Below are 15,441 nucleotides of genomic sequence, written 5' to 3' on the forward strand. Positions count from 1 at the left end.
AAAGATGACATTACAGGAAACAATCGAACAGATCCATCCGCTTTCGAAAGAGGCGATGGATCGTGCCAAGGCTCACTGGGACGGCATTGCAAAGCCGCTCCACAGCCTCGGAAAGCTGGAGGACGTGCTCATCCAGATTGCCGGAATCACCGGAAAAGAGGAGATTTCGATTGAAAAAAGAGCACTTCTGACGTTCTGTGCGGACAATGGCGTTGTGGAAGAAAACGTGACGCAGAGCGGTCAGGAAGTGACAGCGACAGTTGCGGAAATTTTCTGCAGGAGAAGGCGACAGCAGCCATTCTCTGCCGCGGCGCGCATGCGGATCTGTTTCCGATTGATATCGGAATGGCGCGCGATACGAAGGTTCCGCGGTATAAAGTTGCGTATGGAACAAAAAATATGGCAAAAGGTCCGGCGATGACAAGGGAAGAGGCCGTTCGTGCGCTTGAAACAGGAATCGCCGTGGCGGAAGAAAAAATTGCGGCGGGCTATCAGCTGATGGCAACCGGTGAGATGGGCATTGGAAATACGACGACGAGCAGTGCAATGGCAGCCGTTTTCCTGAATCAGCCGGTTCCGGAACTGACGGGACGGGGCGCCGGGCTTTCGAGTGAAGGTCTTGCGCGGAAAATTGCAGCGATTGAAAAAGCAATTGCCATCAATCAGCCGGATCCGTCCGATCCCATCGATGTGCTGGCAAAGGTCGGCGGTTTTGACATTGCCGGCATGGCGGGTGTCTTTCTTGCAGGGGCTGCACATGGCGTTCCGGTTGTGATGGACGGCTTTATTTCCTGTGTGGCAGCGCTTCTTGCTGCACGGATTGCACCGTTTGCAAAGGACTATATGATCGCTTCGCACGTATCGAAGGAGCCGGCGGCGCATCTGCTGCTTGCAGAGCTTGGAAAAGAAGCCTTCCTGCACTGCGATATGTGTCTGGGCGAGGGAACGGGCGCCATCATGCTTTTCCCGATTCTGGATCAGGCAAATGCCGTATACCGCGGCATGGCGACATTTGACGAGGCACAGATCGAAACGTATGTGCCGCTGACTTAAAAAAGGCAGGTGAAACGATGATACATCTGGTTACAGGCGGCAGCGGCAGCGGAAAATCGGCGTATGCGGAGCAGTGTATTCTGGATTTTGGCGGAACACGGAGGGTTTATATCGCAACGATGCAGCCATTCGGTGCGGAAGGGCAGGCGCGTATTGCACGCCACCGGAAGATGCGCGCGGCAAAGAAGTTTTCGACGATTGAGTGTTATACGAATTTAAAAGAAGTGGAGCTGGAACCGGGAAGCGATGTGCTGCTCGAATGTATGTCGAATCTCACGGCAAATGAAATATTTGATCCATCCGGGGCGGGAAAAGCGCGGGCGGAGGAGGAAATTCTTGCGGGCGTTTCCCGTCTGGCCCATCAGGCGCGGAATCTGGTTCTGGTGACGAATGAAATTTTTTCGGACGGATACCGATATGAGGAGGAGACGATGGAATACCAGCGGATCCTGGGAAACATTAATGTACGTCTGGCAGAGATGGCGGACTGTGTGACCGAGGTTGTGTATGGGATTCCCGTCAGAATAAAAAAAGAATAAGATGAAAACGATATGGAATAACTTTAAAGTGGCGTTTGCCATGTACTCGAAAATCCCGATGCCGCCGGCAGACTGGGAAAAAGAGAACATGAAATATGCGTTGTGTTTCTTTCCGGGGGTCGGACTGGCTGTCGGTGCAGTTTCGGCGGTGCTTTTCTGGCTGCTGCAGCAGATTGGCGCGGGAAGCATGCTGCGGGCTGCAGTGCTGACGGCAGTTCCGGTTCTGGTGACGGGCGGCATTCACCTCGACGGCTATCTGGATACGATGGATGCGTTAAGTTCCTGGAGAGAAAAACAGCGCCGACTGGAAATCTTAAAAGACCCGCACGCCGGAGCATTTGCGATTATTATGGGATGTCTGTATTTTGTACTGTACGCGGGCGCAGCCGGAGAACTTGTCTGGAAGATTTTTCCGGCGTATGCATTTGGCTTCGCAGTTTCGAGATCGTTCAGCGGTCTTTCGATCGCGTTTTTTCCAAATGCCAATCCGAAAGGAACAGCGGCAGCGTTTGGCATGAGCGCAGAGAAAAAAAGAACGGCGGCGGTGCTTGTTGTGACGATTTTTGCCGTGACGGTGCTCTCAGCTTCATTCTGCGTCTGGGCGGCACTGGATGTACTGGTTGTATCGGCACTGGTATTCTGTTATTATAAATGGAAAAGCAGTAAGTATTTTGGAGGAATTACAGGAGATCTCGCAGGCTATTTCCTTTCGCTCTGTGAGCTGGCACAGCTCCTGTCTCTTGTGGTACTTTCTCTTGGAATGGAGAACTGGAAATGAAATTAGTAATTGGAGGGGCTTTTCAGGGAAAGCTTGACTTTGCAAAAAAGATGACCGGAAAAGAAACAGGATGGGCCGATGGGGCAGCAGTTTCGAAAGAGGAGCTGTCGGCATGTTCCGGCGTATATGATTTTCAGGAACTGGTCCGCAGATGGCTCCTTCTGGAAGAAGAGACCGGGACTGCACCGGAAGCGGAACTGGAAGACTGCTGCAGAAAAATCCGGAAATCTGCATTGTTACGAATGAACTCGGTTACGGAGTGGTTCCGATCGAACCCTTCGACCGGAAATGGCGGGAAAAGACGGGGCGCATCTGTACGGAGCTGGCAGCAAAGGCTGATTCGGTAACCCGTGTGGTGTGCGGAATCGGAATCCTGCTGAAAGGTGAGGAAAAACATGATTAAAATTGCAATGATCCGCCATGGAAAAACCTATGGCAATACATTAGGACGGTATATCGGCGTGACGGATGAACACTGTGTGAGGAAGGGAAAAAAGAGCTGGAACAGCGGACGATGGATACTGTTGAGCTTCTGTTCGTCAGCCCGCTGAAACGGTGTCTGGAAACGGCAGACATTCTGTATCCGTACGCCAAACAGGTCAAAATCCCGGAATTTGCAGAGTGCAATTTTGGTGAGTTTGAGAACAAAAATTATCAGGAATTAAAAGATAATCCGAAATACCAGGAGTGGATTGATTCCATGGCGACGCTTGCCTTTCCGGGCGGTGAGAGCCCGCAGCAGTTCAAGGACCGCTGCATCGCCGGCTTTAACAAGATGGTGGATACGTGTATCCGCCGCCATTACCGCAACGTGGCGATGGTGGTACACGGAGGCACGATCATGAGTATCCTTGAGCAGTACGGCGTGCCACAGAAGAGTTACTATGACTGGCGAGTAGAAAACGGCTGTGGATATCATCTGTATCTCTCGGAGCAGAACTGGAAAATGGGCCGTAGAGAAGCTGTGGTGGAATCGGAGATAAGGCGGTAAACAAAAATGGTGACAGCAGAATGCCATGCCCATATTTTTATGGACGGTGTGGATTACAAAAAGGCGGCGGCAGCGCATGAAAACGGCCCGCGGGAGGATCTGATCCGGGAACATCTGGCGGCGTATCAGAAGGCAGGGATTTCCTATGTGCGTGACGGCGGGGATCCGTACGGGGCGGGTGTTCTTGCACGGAGCCTTGCGCCGGAGTACGGGATCACATACCGCACACCGGTTTTTGCGATTCACAGGGCGGGCCGTTATGGAAAAATTGTCGGACGCGCATTTTCAGACTGGAAAGAGTATTGTGCGCTTGTGCGTGAAGTACGCCGTGCGGGCGGAGATTTTATCAAGATCATGACGACGGGAATCCTGGATTTCGCGACAAAGGGGCATGTGACCAGTGAGCCGCTTTCCAGGGAGGAGGTTTTTGCAATGACGGCTGCGGCACATGATGCGGGGCTTTCTGTGATGGCGCATGTGAACGGCGCACAGGCTGTGATGGATGCGGCAGAGGCAGGCGTGGACTCGGTTGAACACGGGAACTTTCAGAATGAAGAGAGCATCTGCTGTATGGCAGAGCATGCAACAATCTGGGTGCCGACAATTGTGACGGTTTCGAATCTTCTGGAGAACGGCAGATATCCGGCTGAAACGCTGGCGTGGATTTTTGAGACGCAGAAAAAAGGTCTGCAGCTCGCATTTGAAAAGGACGTTGTGCTTGCGGCGGGAAGTGATGCCGGCGCATACGGCGTACTTCACGGAAAAGGAATCCGGGAAGAAGAGAGTGTAATGCGAAAAATCCTTGGGGCAGAAAATGGGCAGGAGCTGGAAAAGCGGCTTGCGTTTGGAGAAAAAAAGATCCGGGAAAAGTTCTGAAAATTTTCTGCGTTTCAGGCTTTAGAAAAAATTTAGAATTAAACGGGCAGACAATGCTTGCGCTTTCGCCCGGACTATGGTAAGTTTAAATCACTTTTACAAGAACTTTAGAGAAAATGAAACAGGGATATTCTGAGACAGAGGGTAAATGCTATCCTCTGTTTTTTGCGTGCAAAAATGACAGTCTGGATATCCGCATCGACGGAAGGGAGCAAATGAAAGCAAAAGGAAAACTGGGGCTGCAGGGCTTTCTTTCCTTCCTTTTTCTGGCGGCGGGATGGTATCTGATGCAGTATTTCTGCGCCTATGTCGTACTGTCCGGTTCCATGGACCGGAGATCCCGACGGGATCTGTTGTGGTTGTGGATGGACGGAAGAAGGAATGGAATCCGGGGGATGTGATTACCTACCGGAGAGGAAATATGGTGGTGACACACCGGATCGTGGAAAAGAGCGAGGAAGGATACTGTACTAAGGGGGATGCCAACGCGGAGGAAGATGCAGGCATCGTTTTGGAAAAACAGGTGATCGGGAATGTGATCGTAGCTCTTCCCTGGCTTGGCTTTGGTATCGTCTGGCTCCGGCAGAGAGGAACACTCTTTTTTCTGGCCGTGGGAGCGGTGATGCTTTTTACAATCCGGCAGCTTTGGCACGGTAGAAAAATCATGCAGGAAAACAAGTTATAAAAAGAATTAGCAAAATTATTTAGGAAAACAGGAGGAATTGATCTATGAAAAAACAGCGGAAAATCGTATTCTGGGCAGCATCACTGCTTCTGACAGGAGCCCTGGCAGCGGGCGGAACACTGGCGTATCTGACGGATAAGGATTCTGTGACGAACCAGTTTGTTGTGGGAAAAGTAGATATCGAAGGAAATGAACCATCGTACGCACCGGATCCGGACGGAAAGACCAATCATATTGTGCCGACCCAGGTGATTCCGAAGGACCCGCGTATCAAAAATAAAGGTAAAAATGATTCTTACGTCTATATGGATGTTTCCATACCAATCGCAAAAGTGATCGTTGCAGATACATCCGGAAACCGTTTAAACGGCGGGGCAGCCGTCGATACGGAACTGTTTTCGATGAATCAGCTTTCGAAAAAATGGGTGCTGATGTACAAGAAAAAACAGAACAATTCGATGGTATATACATATCTCTACAATGAAGTGCTTGCAGCTGGCAAAACGACGGATCCTTTATTTACGAGCGTGACAGCAGCTAATATCGTGGAAGGGCAGCTGGATGAAAAAGAGGTCGATATTCCGATCAATTATTATGCAATCCAGGCGCTGAATACCGGTGAGGGAAGTACGGCTGCCGAGCGGGCAGCAAAGGCCTGGGAGAAGTATGTAAATCAGAATAATGGGCAGAAGGGGCAGGTAACGGCACCGCAGTCGGAGCCGGAACAGACAGAAGCACCTGGAATTTAAGCAGTTTTCTGGGGGACAAAAGATGAAGAAAAAGACGAAACGGCTGTTTTTCCTTGCGGGTGCGGCCGGGTGTACGATGGCGGCAGCCATTTGGCTGCTGCCGGGAACTTCGGCGTATTTTACAGATCACGAGAGTGTCTGGAATCGTATGGTGTTCGGACATAATACAAGTACGATCGATGAAGAATTTCCGACACCGACGCCCGTACCGCCAGGGAAAAGTGTGGTAAAGAGAGTAAAAATCAGAAATGAAGGTTCCGTTGCCTGCTATATTCGTGCGGCACTTATATTCAGTGAACCAATTGAAGCGATTGAGGGACTTGATACGGAAAACTGGGTAAAAGGAGAAGATGACTACTATTATTACAAAAAACCGGTTTCAGAAGGCGAAAGCACGACGGAATTGTTTACCGGAATCCGCGTTGCAAAAGAAATGGAACAGAAAGAACTTGAGGTTTCGGTCTATGAGGAATCGGTGCAGATCCAGAAGGGGAATATGGTATTTCACGGCTATCGGGAGGCATGGGATGCTTATGAGAGAGGTGGTCAGACATGAAAGGAAAACGCGTCAGGATCGGATGTGCGGCGGCGAGTCTTCTGATGGGAATCAGCGGAACGTATGCATATTACCGGAGCAGTGTTGAGACCATTAACAAAATAGCTGTCGGAGATGTAAATATTGGAATCTGGGAATATGAGGAAGACGGGGATGGAGAAAAGAAGTATGAGGGACCGGAAAACGGCATTGTACTGCCTTCCCAGGTGATTTCAAAAATTCCGCGGATCACCAATTATGCCGAACCATGCTATGTCCGCGTAAAGCCTGTGTTTGATGCGGAAGAAACGCAGGATTACCGTCTGGGGGAAGAGGATCTTGGGGGAATCGAGGACGTCTGGCTGAAAGCAGGAGAGTATTATTATTATCCCAAAGTGCTGGGAAAGCAGGATCTGTCGATTTTTTCCGTACAATCACCATTCCATCTGCGTGGACCAGTGAGGCGGAGGGACAGGTGCTGTCCGTTGAAATCCAGGCGGAGGCCGTACAGGCAGCGAATGTGACGCCGGATTTTACGGCAGAAGCTCCGTGGGGAGAAGAACTGGAAATTGAACAGTGTGTCCACGAGGCGGATAATACCGTTTCGGAGGTTTCGCAGCAGAGCTTCCTCACCGTTTCGTACGAAGGAGCAGCGCGGAATCTGATCTTGGCACCCGACAATTTCTTTCGGAACTTTCCAGTGCTGATGCCGGGAGATGAATGGGAAGATACGTTCACACTGGTGAACACGACAGCAAGCCGTGCAGAATTTTTTCTGCGGACGGAACTTCCGGAAGAACTCAGTGAAACAGAAAAAGAACTGCTTTCCAAGGTGAAACTGGAAATACGAGAGGGAAACAGCGTGATTTATGAAGGTGATTTAGAGAGTGAGGGACTATGGGCAGCAAAAAGTCTTGGAATATGCAGTCCAGATGAACGGAAAGAAATCTGTTTTTCAATCCGTGTGCCGTCAGAACTTGGAAATGAATGGGCACTTCGGAAAAGCGGGGTAAAATGGATTTTTTCTGTCGAAGGAGAAGATCTGCCGCAGGAAGAAGGCCCCTCTATCTGGCACAGCGCGCCAAAAACAGGTCTGCGCGATCCGTCAGCAGCGGTCCCCATTGGAATTGCCGTGACAGGAGCCTTCCTGTTTCTTACCGCGGGCCGGTCTGAAAGGAGGAAAGAATGAAAAGAGCAAAGAAAAGCTTCTGGTTTCTCGCAGGAATTCTGCTGTTGTTGGGATTTTGTTTTCGGGAAGATGTTCTGGCTTCGAGTCTTACGAGTCTTCCTTCTCTTTCGAAAGCCGGAATCGGAGAAGTTGTATCATCGGACTCTGTTATTGACGGCCGATATGATTTTACCCCGCTGATCGGAAGTGAGACAAAAATCCGTTTTGGAAGTACAGATGGAAGTACCTGGGACAATCTGTTCTGCAAAAACGGAGAGAGCCATTCGAAATGCTGTTCCACATGGTGGCCGGCGGCCGATGTGAAGGGATGGAGTAATCTCCGTTCCTTCACGCCGCTGGAGTCGAAAAAAGGAAAAATGTATGCGGAATATACGAATGTTGGAGAGTGCCACGGGGAAAATGTAACGATGCGGATCTGGCTGGAAGACTGGCAGAACACGGTTGTACCATCAGGGTATGAGGACGTGGATGCGGTAGTCGTGGCGATTGACCACAATAAGCCGGTCATTGATATTAAAGGTCTGCTCTGGATCAAGGTACGGTTTGCTTATTACGACAGTAAAGGAAATCCGCTGAATGTGAAAGGGTATTTTACACTTTCAGATCTGGACTTTAAGCAGGGCTTTTATCTGGCTGATGAGACAGAACATATCTATCTGACGAAGGAGGCAGATGCCAGAATCGTCTACGATGCCAGAACAGAAGCGATCTGGTCGGCAAGACGCGGCTCTGAGCCGGACGGTGGAACAACTCCGGAAAATTCGGAAGGCTGGGTTACAGTTACCTTTGAAGGAAATTCCCAGACGATGATTTTCTATGATGGAGGCACTAACGACGCGGTAACTGGTCCTGGCGGCGGAGTAAAAGCACCGAAAAAATGGCCGGATAATTTTGTAAACGATACTTCCAGTACGTACAACAACTGGCATGGAGCATCCCGGGAAACGGGAATAACTGTTGTGCCGTGGAATACTTCGGAATTTGGTTACACAGCGAACGTTCCCTGTCATCTGTCGAAAGTAGGAGATCTTGTAGTGAAAAAAATGGATGCAGAGACAAAAGAAGCTCTTTCGGGTGCAGAATTTACCGTGTACCGCTGGAAAAACAACACCTGGAGTGAATTCAAAAAGATGAACTGGGTGAAAAAAACGGGTTCTTATCTGCTGGAGGGAATTCTGGATACAGACAGTGAAAATGGAAAATTCCGTGTTGTGGAGACAAAGAATCCAGCTGGTTATGCAGGAAGCTGGGAGCAGGAATTTTCCATTGACAAGGAAGGCATGCAGACGATCCATCTGGAGGCAGAAAACACAAGAAAAACAGGCTCACTGAAGATAAAAAAGACGGAAGAAAACTCAGGGAAAGCACTTTCTGGTGCAACATATCAGGTGATTGCGAGCGGAGCAATTACAACGGTAAACGGAACAGTGCTGTTTCCGGATCAGGCGGTAGCAGCTGTGCTGAAAACGGATGAAAATGGAGAGGCGTTCAAAGACGGGCTGGAGTACGGAACGTATCTTGTGCGGGAAACGGCGGCTCCAAATGGATATGTGCTGGATCCGACGGAAAAGAAAATAACGATCGGGGAACAAAACGCACAGATCACACTGACGTTTACAAACTGGAAGAACCGTTTTATTCTGCAGAAAGTAAGTCAGGGAGACGGAAAAGTGCTTCAGGGAGCAGCCTTTCATATCTGGACGAAAGATGGAAGTTTTGATGAGACAAAAAAGACGGATGCAAATGGAAAAATTGAGCTGACGGGACTTTTGGACGGTGTCTGGTACTATCAGGAGACAGCATCTCCGGAGGGCTATCTGCTGGACAGCACATGCCGGGAATTTGTGGTAGAAAACGGAAAAATTGACGGTAAATCGGAACTGTCGGTGACGGTCGAAAATGATGGAACACATCTGACAATTGAAAAAATAGATGCAGAGAGCGGAAAACGAATTTCCGGCGCAAAGCTGGTATTAAAAGATATGGATGGAAACCGTGTGGACAGCTGGATTTCAGGAGGAAGCGGCCCGCATGAACTGGAAAAATTAAAGCCGGGTTCTTATGTCATTGTGGAGGAGGCCGCGCCGGATGGATACCTTGCGGCAGAACCGGTTTCGTTTGTGCTGGAGGCAAAACAGGAAGTGCAGACCGTGACGATGAAGGATCTTGCATGTGAAACCTTGACGATTACAAAGAAGATTAAGGCGGATGAGATTACATGGGCGCATGGAAATCCAACGTTTCTGTTTTCCGTGAAGGGAAAGGATCTGTATGGAAAAGAACATACATACCAATGCTATCTTACGTTTACAAAAACACAGGTGGAGAAAACGACAGATCAGGACGGCTACACGGAACAGTCGGTACAGATCCGGGGAATTCCGGCAGGAAACGATTACCGGGTACAGGAGAAGAAGGTGCTGCGGTATTCGCTTATGCAGGTGACAGGTACGAAGAATGTTACCGTGAAAAAACTAGAAGAGCCGGCATATGGAAAAGATCCTGCGCGCGTCTTTTCGGTATCGGTAAATCTTTGCGGACATCCCAAAGAAAGTGAGGTTGTATTTGAAAATCAGAAATACCGCTGGGATGATTATGGACACAACAGTATTGTAAAAAACCGGATTCCGGTTGAATAACAAAATGGAAAAAACATTCCACCATCGGTTCGGGTGGTGGAATGAAAACAAAATGGAGAGAGAAAAAATCGGCAGAAAAAGAAGAGGGATTGCAGTTCTGACATTGGCGGCGCTTTTTTTCTGGTATCTGCCGCAGATTCAGGTAAGCCGGCAGATTCGAAAAGAACAGGAAGAAGCGGTGGAGATGTATGTCAGAGAAGAAAAAGAAGAGAACAAAGAGGAAAACGAAAAAAGCGAAGAAGTGCAGGAGCAGGAACCGGGCAGTACAGACAAAAATCTGTTTCGGACAATTGATTTTGCAGGACTTCGATCAAAAAATAGAGAAATCTGCGCGTGGCTCTGGATTCCGGGCTGCGCCTTAGATGTTCCGGTTGCGCACGGGCAGGATAACGCATATTATCTGACACACGATGCGTTTTGCAGGGAGCGGATTTACGGCAGTATTTTTGCACCGTGTGATACACCGGAGGATTTTTCTGAACGTCACACGATTTTATATGGGCATAATATGCGGGATGGAACGATGTTCGGAGGATTGAAAAAGTATCGTGAAGCGTCGTGGAAACAGGAATTTCCGTATCTGTACCTGTATTTGCCGGGTGAAGCATGGCAGTGCCGTATTTGGAGTGTGGAGGAGACGGATGCCAAAAGTGATGTTTACCGGCTGGGAGCATGGAGCGATGCGGACTGGAATGCATGGGTACAGGAAAGAAAAGAAAACAGCATGATCTTTGGCAGCGGTGAGGAAAAGGAAGTTCAAAAGATACTTACCCTTTCCACCTGCATTGGTGACGGCAGCAGTTCACAGAGACTGGCTGTACATGCGGCGGTGGAGATGATTTTTGCAACAAAATCTGGAAGGGAAGAGGGTTCTGTGCTAGAATAAGACAGAATCAAAAGACTTATGATACAGAGCAGGAAAAAGGATGGCGATAAGACATGAAAGAACTGTATACGGCAGCAGGAATTTTTGTGGTTCTGATACTGCTGGGAGTTTGGATGGTACAGAATAACAGAAATGAACAGGAAAAGAAGCTGGTACAACTGCGGAAGAAATGGGGAAAAAAGCAGGAGAAACGGACGGCACGGGAAAAGAAAGAAAAACTGGAAGCGTGTCTGAGACGAAAAGCAGGGGAAAACTTCTGCGTGGACGCGATTACCTGGAATGACCTGGATCTCGATGCGGTTTTTGACACAGTCGACCACACAGTGTCGGTGTGCGGGGAAGAATATCTGTACACGGCGCTTCGGATGCCGGTCACAACAACAGAAATCAGGGAAGAGCGGGAACGGCTGATGAAGCTTTTTGCAGAGAACCAAAAAGCCAGAGAAGCAGTGCAGAAAGCACTTCTTTTGATGGGAAAAGAAAAGATGAATCCGCCGACAGAAGAAATAGCCGTACTGATGGAGGCGGAGCCGGGAGAGAAGGGGAAATATCTTCTGATGGCCGGTATTGCTGTGCTTGGAATTGGACTGCTGTTTGTACTGCCTCCGCTGGGTGTGTCTGTTCTGTTTGCTTCTATGGTCGGCAACGGACTGATGCATGGAAGGGAGAGCAAAAAGCTGGAGAGTGCATTAAAAGCGTTTGGCTGTATCCTGCGGCTGCAGCGGACAGCCAGGGAACTTGGAAAAGAAAAAATTTCCGGACTGGAAATGTATCAGAAGCGTCTGGAAGAACAGGAAAAACAACTCCGTCCGATTACAAGAAAATGCAGAACACTTGTGAATACGAAAGAATCGCAGGGCGGTGCAGCAAACATGATTTTTGCATACTTTCGCACGTTCTTTCTGCTGGATCTGATCGAGTATTCTTCGGTTGTTTCCGGAGTGAAATCGTATGAAAAAGCGATTCTGCAGATGGCAGAGGATCTTGGACTCCTGGACTTTGCACTGTCTGCAGCATCGTACCGGGAGAGCCTTTCGTATTACTGCCGGCCGGAATTCCTGGATGAGAAAAAGGCGGGCTGTCGGATCGATGTGGAGGAGCTTTATCATCCGCTTCTGACACATCCGGTGGCAAACAGTCTGTATGCGGAGGGCGGAATTCTGCTGACCGGCTCGAATGCGTCGGGAAAATCCACATTTATGAAAAACATGGCAGTGAATGCGATTCTGGCACAGGCACTGAACACGAGTCTTTCGAAGCGGTACCGCGGTGTTGTGTGCCGGATCATGACATCCATGGCACTCCGCGATAATCTGGCACAGGGAGAGAGTTACTTTGTTGTGGAAGTAAAATCTTTAAAACGGATTCTGGAGGCAAGCCGTGAAAAAACACCGCTTCTGTGCGTCATTGATGAGGTGCTGCGGGGAACAAACACGACGGAGCGGATTGCAGCGTCAGAGAGTGTGCTTGCTGCCCTGCGCCGTGCAAATGTGCTCTGTCTTGCAGCAACACATGATACTGAACTGACGTATCTGCTGGAAGATCTCTACACCAATTATCATTTTGAAGAGCAGATTACCGCGCAGAGTATTTCCTTCCCGTATCGCCTGGAACAGGGGCCGGCAAGAGGAAAGAATGCGATTGCGCTGCTTGGAAATATGGGAATTGATGAAAAAATTGTGAAACAGGCAGAAAGAAGAGCTGCGGAGTTTGAAACAACAGGAAGCTGGGAAAAGAATAAGTTTCTGAGATAGAAAAACAGCCGGGAAAAATTGATCTTTTTTGAAAAAATATGCGAAAATGGTTCAGCATTTTTTCATTGTGTGTTATGATAAAATAGATCGCGTGATCCGGCAGAAAAACCGCCGGATCTGTTAAGGAGAAAAACATGAGCAGGACAGGCTTGGAAGATGCATATATTATGCGCGGCAGCAAGAAACTCCGCATGGGATATACGACGGGTTCCTGCGCTGCAGCGGCAGCGCGGGGAGCGGCGTTTATGCTGCTTTCCGGGAAAGAAATACAGGAAGTGAAAATCCATACGCCAAAGGGCATTGTTCTGAATCTGGAATTGCTGGATATCCGGAGAAGTGCCGAAAAAGTAAGCTGTGCCGTCCGAAAAGACGGCGGGGATGATCCGGATGTGACAGATAAAGCATTGATTTACGCGGAAGTGACGTTTGGAACAGAAGAGGGAATTGTAATCGATGGAGGATTCGGCGTCGGGCGTGTGACAAAGCCGGGGCTGGATCAGCCGGTCGGAAACGCGGCGATCAACCATGTACCGCGCCAGATGATCCGCGAGAATGTGGAGGAGATTCAGAAAAAACTCGATGATTTCCGCGCACTGCAGGTTATCATCTCCGTACCGGAAGGGGAAGAACTGGCAAAGCATACATTCAATCCGAGACTTGGCATCACCGGCGGCATTTCAATCCTTGGAACGAGCGGGATTGTAGTGCCGATGAGCGAGGAGGCGCTGATTTCCACGATCCGCGTCGAGATGGAAATGCGGAAAGCACAGGGTGACCGCGTCCTTCTGGTGACACCGGGAAATTACGGACAGGACTTCTTAAAAACGTATCCGTGGGTCCGTGCAGACCATTCCGTTAAGTGCAGTAATTACGTCGGAAAAACACTGGAATTTGCAGCTGAGCTCGGCTTTGACGCCATCCTTTTTGTGGCCCATCTTGGAAAATTTGTCAAGGTGTCCGGCGGAATTATGAATACCCATTCCCACGAGGCAGACTGCCGTGCGGAGCTTCTTACGGCGCAGGCGGTGCGTGCAGGGGCGGATCTTGCACTGGCAAAAAAACTGCTGGAGACTGGAACGACGGAAGAAGCGGTGCAGATTTTAAAGGAAGCAGGATGCCTGAAAGAGACCATGGAAAAAGTGACAGAAAAAATTGCTTTTTACATGAATTACCATATTGAGGGCAGAGTGCAGACGGAGGCGATTGTTTTTTCAAGCAATGAGGGCCTGCTCGGGGAAACCCCGGGAGCGGGAGAACTTCTGGAGCGCCTGCGGGAGCAGGAAGAAAAAGAAAACAGAAAAGAGTAAAAACAAAATGACAGGAATTTTATTTGGAACAGGAATCGGACCGGGAGACCCGGAGCTTATGACGTTAAAGGCCGTCCGTCTGATCCGGGAAAATGATACGATTGCAGTACCAGGAGAGAAACCGGAAGAGAGCATTGCCTACCAGATTGCTGTTCAGGCAGTGCCGGAACTGGCAGAAAAAGAGCTTGTTGCTATTCCAATGCCGATGACAAAGAATGCCAAAGAACTGAAGGAAAATCACCGGCGCGGTGCAGAAAAAATAGAGGAGCTGCTGGATGCAGGAAAAAACGTAGTATTTCTGACACTCGGAGATCCAACCGTGTATTCTACCTACCTTTATGTACACAGACGGGTACTGGAAGACGGTTACGATGCGAGAATTGTAAGCGGTGTTACATCGTTCTGCGCGGCAGCAGCATCTCTTTCCGAGGGACTGGTGGAAAATTCCGAAGAACTGCATGTGATTCCGGCGTCTTATCAGATTGAAGATGCACTGGAACTTTCAGGAACAAAGGTTCTGATGAAAGCGGGTAAAAAGATGCCGGCTGTGAAACAGTTCCTGAAGGAAAAGAACTGCCGGGCGGTGATGGTAGAAAACTGCGGCATGGATACGGAACAGAAGTATTTCAGCGCGGAAGAAATCCCGGACCAGGCAAGTTACTATTCACTGATTATTGTAAAAGAAAAGAGGAAAAAATAGATGGTACATTTTATTGGAGCGGGCCCTGGAGCCCCGGATCTGATTACGGTAAGAGGACAGAAGCTGCTTGGTGAGGCGGACATTATCATTTATGCAGGTTCTCTTGTCAATCCGGCACTGCTGGATCTGAAAAAAGAGGGCTGTGTGGTATATAACAGTGCAACCATGACGCTGGAGCAGGTGATTGATGTTATGAAAGAGGCCGAAAGCAAAGGCCAGACTGTGGCAAGACTCCACACGGGAGATCCGTGCCTGTACGGTGCAATCCGCGAACAGATTGATGCGCTCGATGCCCTTGGAATCGCTCACGATGACTGTCCGGGTGTCAGCTCTTTCTGCGGAGCGGCTGCTGCCCTTGAAATGGAATATACGCTGCCGGATATCTCCCAGAGTGTTGTCATCACCAGAATGGCCGGAAGAACACCGGTTCCGGAGCGGGAGAGCATTGCGTCTTTTGCGGCACATCAGGCAACGATGGTTGTATTCTTAAGCACGGGACTCTTAGAGGAACTTTCCCGTGAGCTGATTGCAGGCGGCTATACGGCAGATACTCCGGCAGCGATCGTTTACAAAGCAACCTGGCCGGAGGAGAAGACGTTCGTCTGCACCGTTGGAACACTTGCCGAGACGGCGAAAAAGAACCAGATCACCAAGACAGCGCTGATGATCATCGGAAATGCCGTTTCCCAGGGAAATTACCGCAGAAGTGATCTGTACAATCCGACGTTTACCACCGAATTCCGAGAGGCAGAAAAATAAG

General features: G+C 49.4%; 18 protein-coding genes and 1 pseudogene. All 19 read left to right on the forward strand.

Annotated features, from left to right (window positions below; genetic code table 11):
* The first annotated feature begins 4 nt into the window (after positions 1-4).
* The 19 genes and pseudogenes from cobT (at position 5) to cobM (ending at position 15,440) form a co-directional block, all read left to right on the forward strand.
* Positions 5-1,053: pseudogene (gene cobT / locus DXA55_RS01835) on the forward strand (nicotinate-nucleotide--dimethylbenzimidazole phosphoribosyltransferase).
* Positions 1,054-1,070: 17 nt separating this feature from the next.
* Positions 1,071-1,592, forward strand: a complete 522-nt coding sequence (locus DXA55_RS01840; RefSeq protein ID WP_022462291.1) for a bifunctional adenosylcobinamide kinase/adenosylcobinamide-phosphate guanylyltransferase — start codon at positions 1,071-1,073, stop codon at positions 1,590-1,592.
* A 1-nt stretch (position 1,593) separates the two neighbouring features.
* Positions 1,594-2,370: an adenosylcobinamide-GDP ribazoletransferase gene (locus DXA55_RS01845; RefSeq protein ID WP_117812887.1), complete on the forward strand. Its 777-nt coding sequence runs from the start codon at positions 1,594-1,596 to the stop codon at positions 2,368-2,370.
* Between the two features lie 151 nt (positions 2,371-2,521).
* Entirely contained in the window at positions 2,522-2,773 is a 252-nt protein-coding gene (locus DXA55_RS17460) for a bifunctional adenosylcobinamide kinase/adenosylcobinamide-phosphate guanylyltransferase (protein WP_242998335.1), read from the forward strand.
* Entirely contained in the window at positions 2,766-2,921 is a 156-nt protein-coding gene (locus DXA55_RS17465) for a hypothetical protein (RefSeq protein WP_242998336.1), read from the forward strand. Before DXA55_RS17460 ends, DXA55_RS17465 begins: the two co-directional genes overlap by 8 nt.
* Positions 2,885-3,361 (forward strand): histidine phosphatase family protein, encoded by a 477-nt coding sequence (locus DXA55_RS01855; RefSeq protein WP_242998337.1) that lies wholly within the window; start codon positions 2,885-2,887, stop codon positions 3,359-3,361. The genes DXA55_RS17465 and DXA55_RS01855 overlap by 37 nt, the downstream gene beginning before the upstream one ends.
* A 6-nt stretch (positions 3,362-3,367) precedes the next feature.
* Positions 3,368-4,237 (forward strand): amidohydrolase family protein, encoded by an 870-nt coding sequence (locus tag DXA55_RS01860; RefSeq protein WP_022462295.1) that lies wholly within the window; start codon positions 3,368-3,370, stop codon positions 4,235-4,237.
* 116 nt (positions 4,238-4,353) lie between these two features.
* On the forward strand, positions 4,354-4,638 hold the full coding sequence (locus DXA55_RS16995; protein WP_158565008.1) for a hypothetical protein: 285 nt from the start codon (positions 4,354-4,356) through the stop codon (positions 4,636-4,638).
* Entirely contained in the window at positions 4,599-4,922 is a 324-nt protein-coding gene (locus DXA55_RS01865; RefSeq protein ID WP_158565009.1) for a signal peptidase I, read from the forward strand. Before DXA55_RS16995 ends, DXA55_RS01865 begins: the two co-directional genes overlap by 40 nt.
* A gap of 44 nt (positions 4,923-4,966) precedes the next feature.
* Entirely contained in the window at positions 4,967-5,671 is a 705-nt protein-coding gene (locus DXA55_RS01870) for a SipW-dependent-type signal peptide-containing protein (protein ID WP_055266634.1), read from the forward strand.
* Positions 5,672-5,693: 22 nt separating this feature from the next.
* Complete coding sequence (locus DXA55_RS01875; RefSeq protein WP_022462298.1) at positions 5,694-6,227, forward strand: hypothetical protein; 534 nt, start codon at positions 5,694-5,696, stop codon at positions 6,225-6,227.
* Positions 6,224-6,730, forward strand: a complete 507-nt coding sequence (locus DXA55_RS01880) for a SipW-dependent-type signal peptide-containing protein (protein WP_117812889.1) — start codon at positions 6,224-6,226, stop codon at positions 6,728-6,730. Before DXA55_RS01875 ends, DXA55_RS01880 begins: the two co-directional genes overlap by 4 nt.
* Positions 6,682-7,395 carry a hypothetical protein gene (locus tag DXA55_RS01885; protein WP_117812890.1) on the forward strand — a complete coding sequence of 238 codons (714 nt, stop codon included), beginning with the start codon at positions 6,682-6,684 and terminating at the stop codon, positions 7,393-7,395. Before DXA55_RS01880 ends, DXA55_RS01885 begins: the two co-directional genes overlap by 49 nt.
* Entirely contained in the window at positions 7,392-10,034 is a 2,643-nt protein-coding gene (locus tag DXA55_RS01890) for a SpaA isopeptide-forming pilin-related protein (protein WP_117812891.1), read from the forward strand. Before DXA55_RS01885 ends, DXA55_RS01890 begins: the two co-directional genes overlap by 4 nt.
* 52 nt (positions 10,035-10,086) lie before the next feature.
* Positions 10,087-10,920, forward strand: coding sequence for a class B sortase (locus DXA55_RS01895; RefSeq protein WP_158565010.1), 834 nt, complete (start codon positions 10,087-10,089; stop codon positions 10,918-10,920).
* 53 nt (positions 10,921-10,973) lie between these two features.
* Positions 10,974-12,674 (forward strand): MutS-related protein, encoded by a 1,701-nt coding sequence (locus DXA55_RS01900; protein WP_117812893.1) that lies wholly within the window; start codon positions 10,974-10,976, stop codon positions 12,672-12,674.
* 134 nt (positions 12,675-12,808) lie between these two features.
* Positions 12,809-13,981: a cobalt-precorrin-5B (C(1))-methyltransferase CbiD gene (cbiD, locus tag DXA55_RS01905; protein WP_055226415.1), complete on the forward strand. Its 1,173-nt coding sequence runs from the start codon at positions 12,809-12,811 to the stop codon at positions 13,979-13,981.
* Positions 13,982-13,988: 7 nt separating this feature from the next.
* On the forward strand, positions 13,989-14,681 hold the full coding sequence (cobI, locus tag DXA55_RS01910; RefSeq protein WP_117812894.1) for a precorrin-2 C(20)-methyltransferase: 693 nt from the start codon (positions 13,989-13,991) through the stop codon (positions 14,679-14,681).
* Positions 14,682-15,440 (forward strand): precorrin-4 C(11)-methyltransferase, encoded by a 759-nt coding sequence (cobM, locus tag DXA55_RS01915; protein WP_117800996.1) that lies wholly within the window; start codon positions 14,682-14,684, stop codon positions 15,438-15,440.
* Position 15,441 lies beyond the last annotated feature (1 nt).

This window comes from Blautia sp. OF03-13, assembly GCF_003460685.1.
Taxonomy (GTDB): Bacteria; Bacillota; Clostridia; order Lachnospirales; family Lachnospiraceae; genus Fusicatenibacter; species Fusicatenibacter saccharivorans.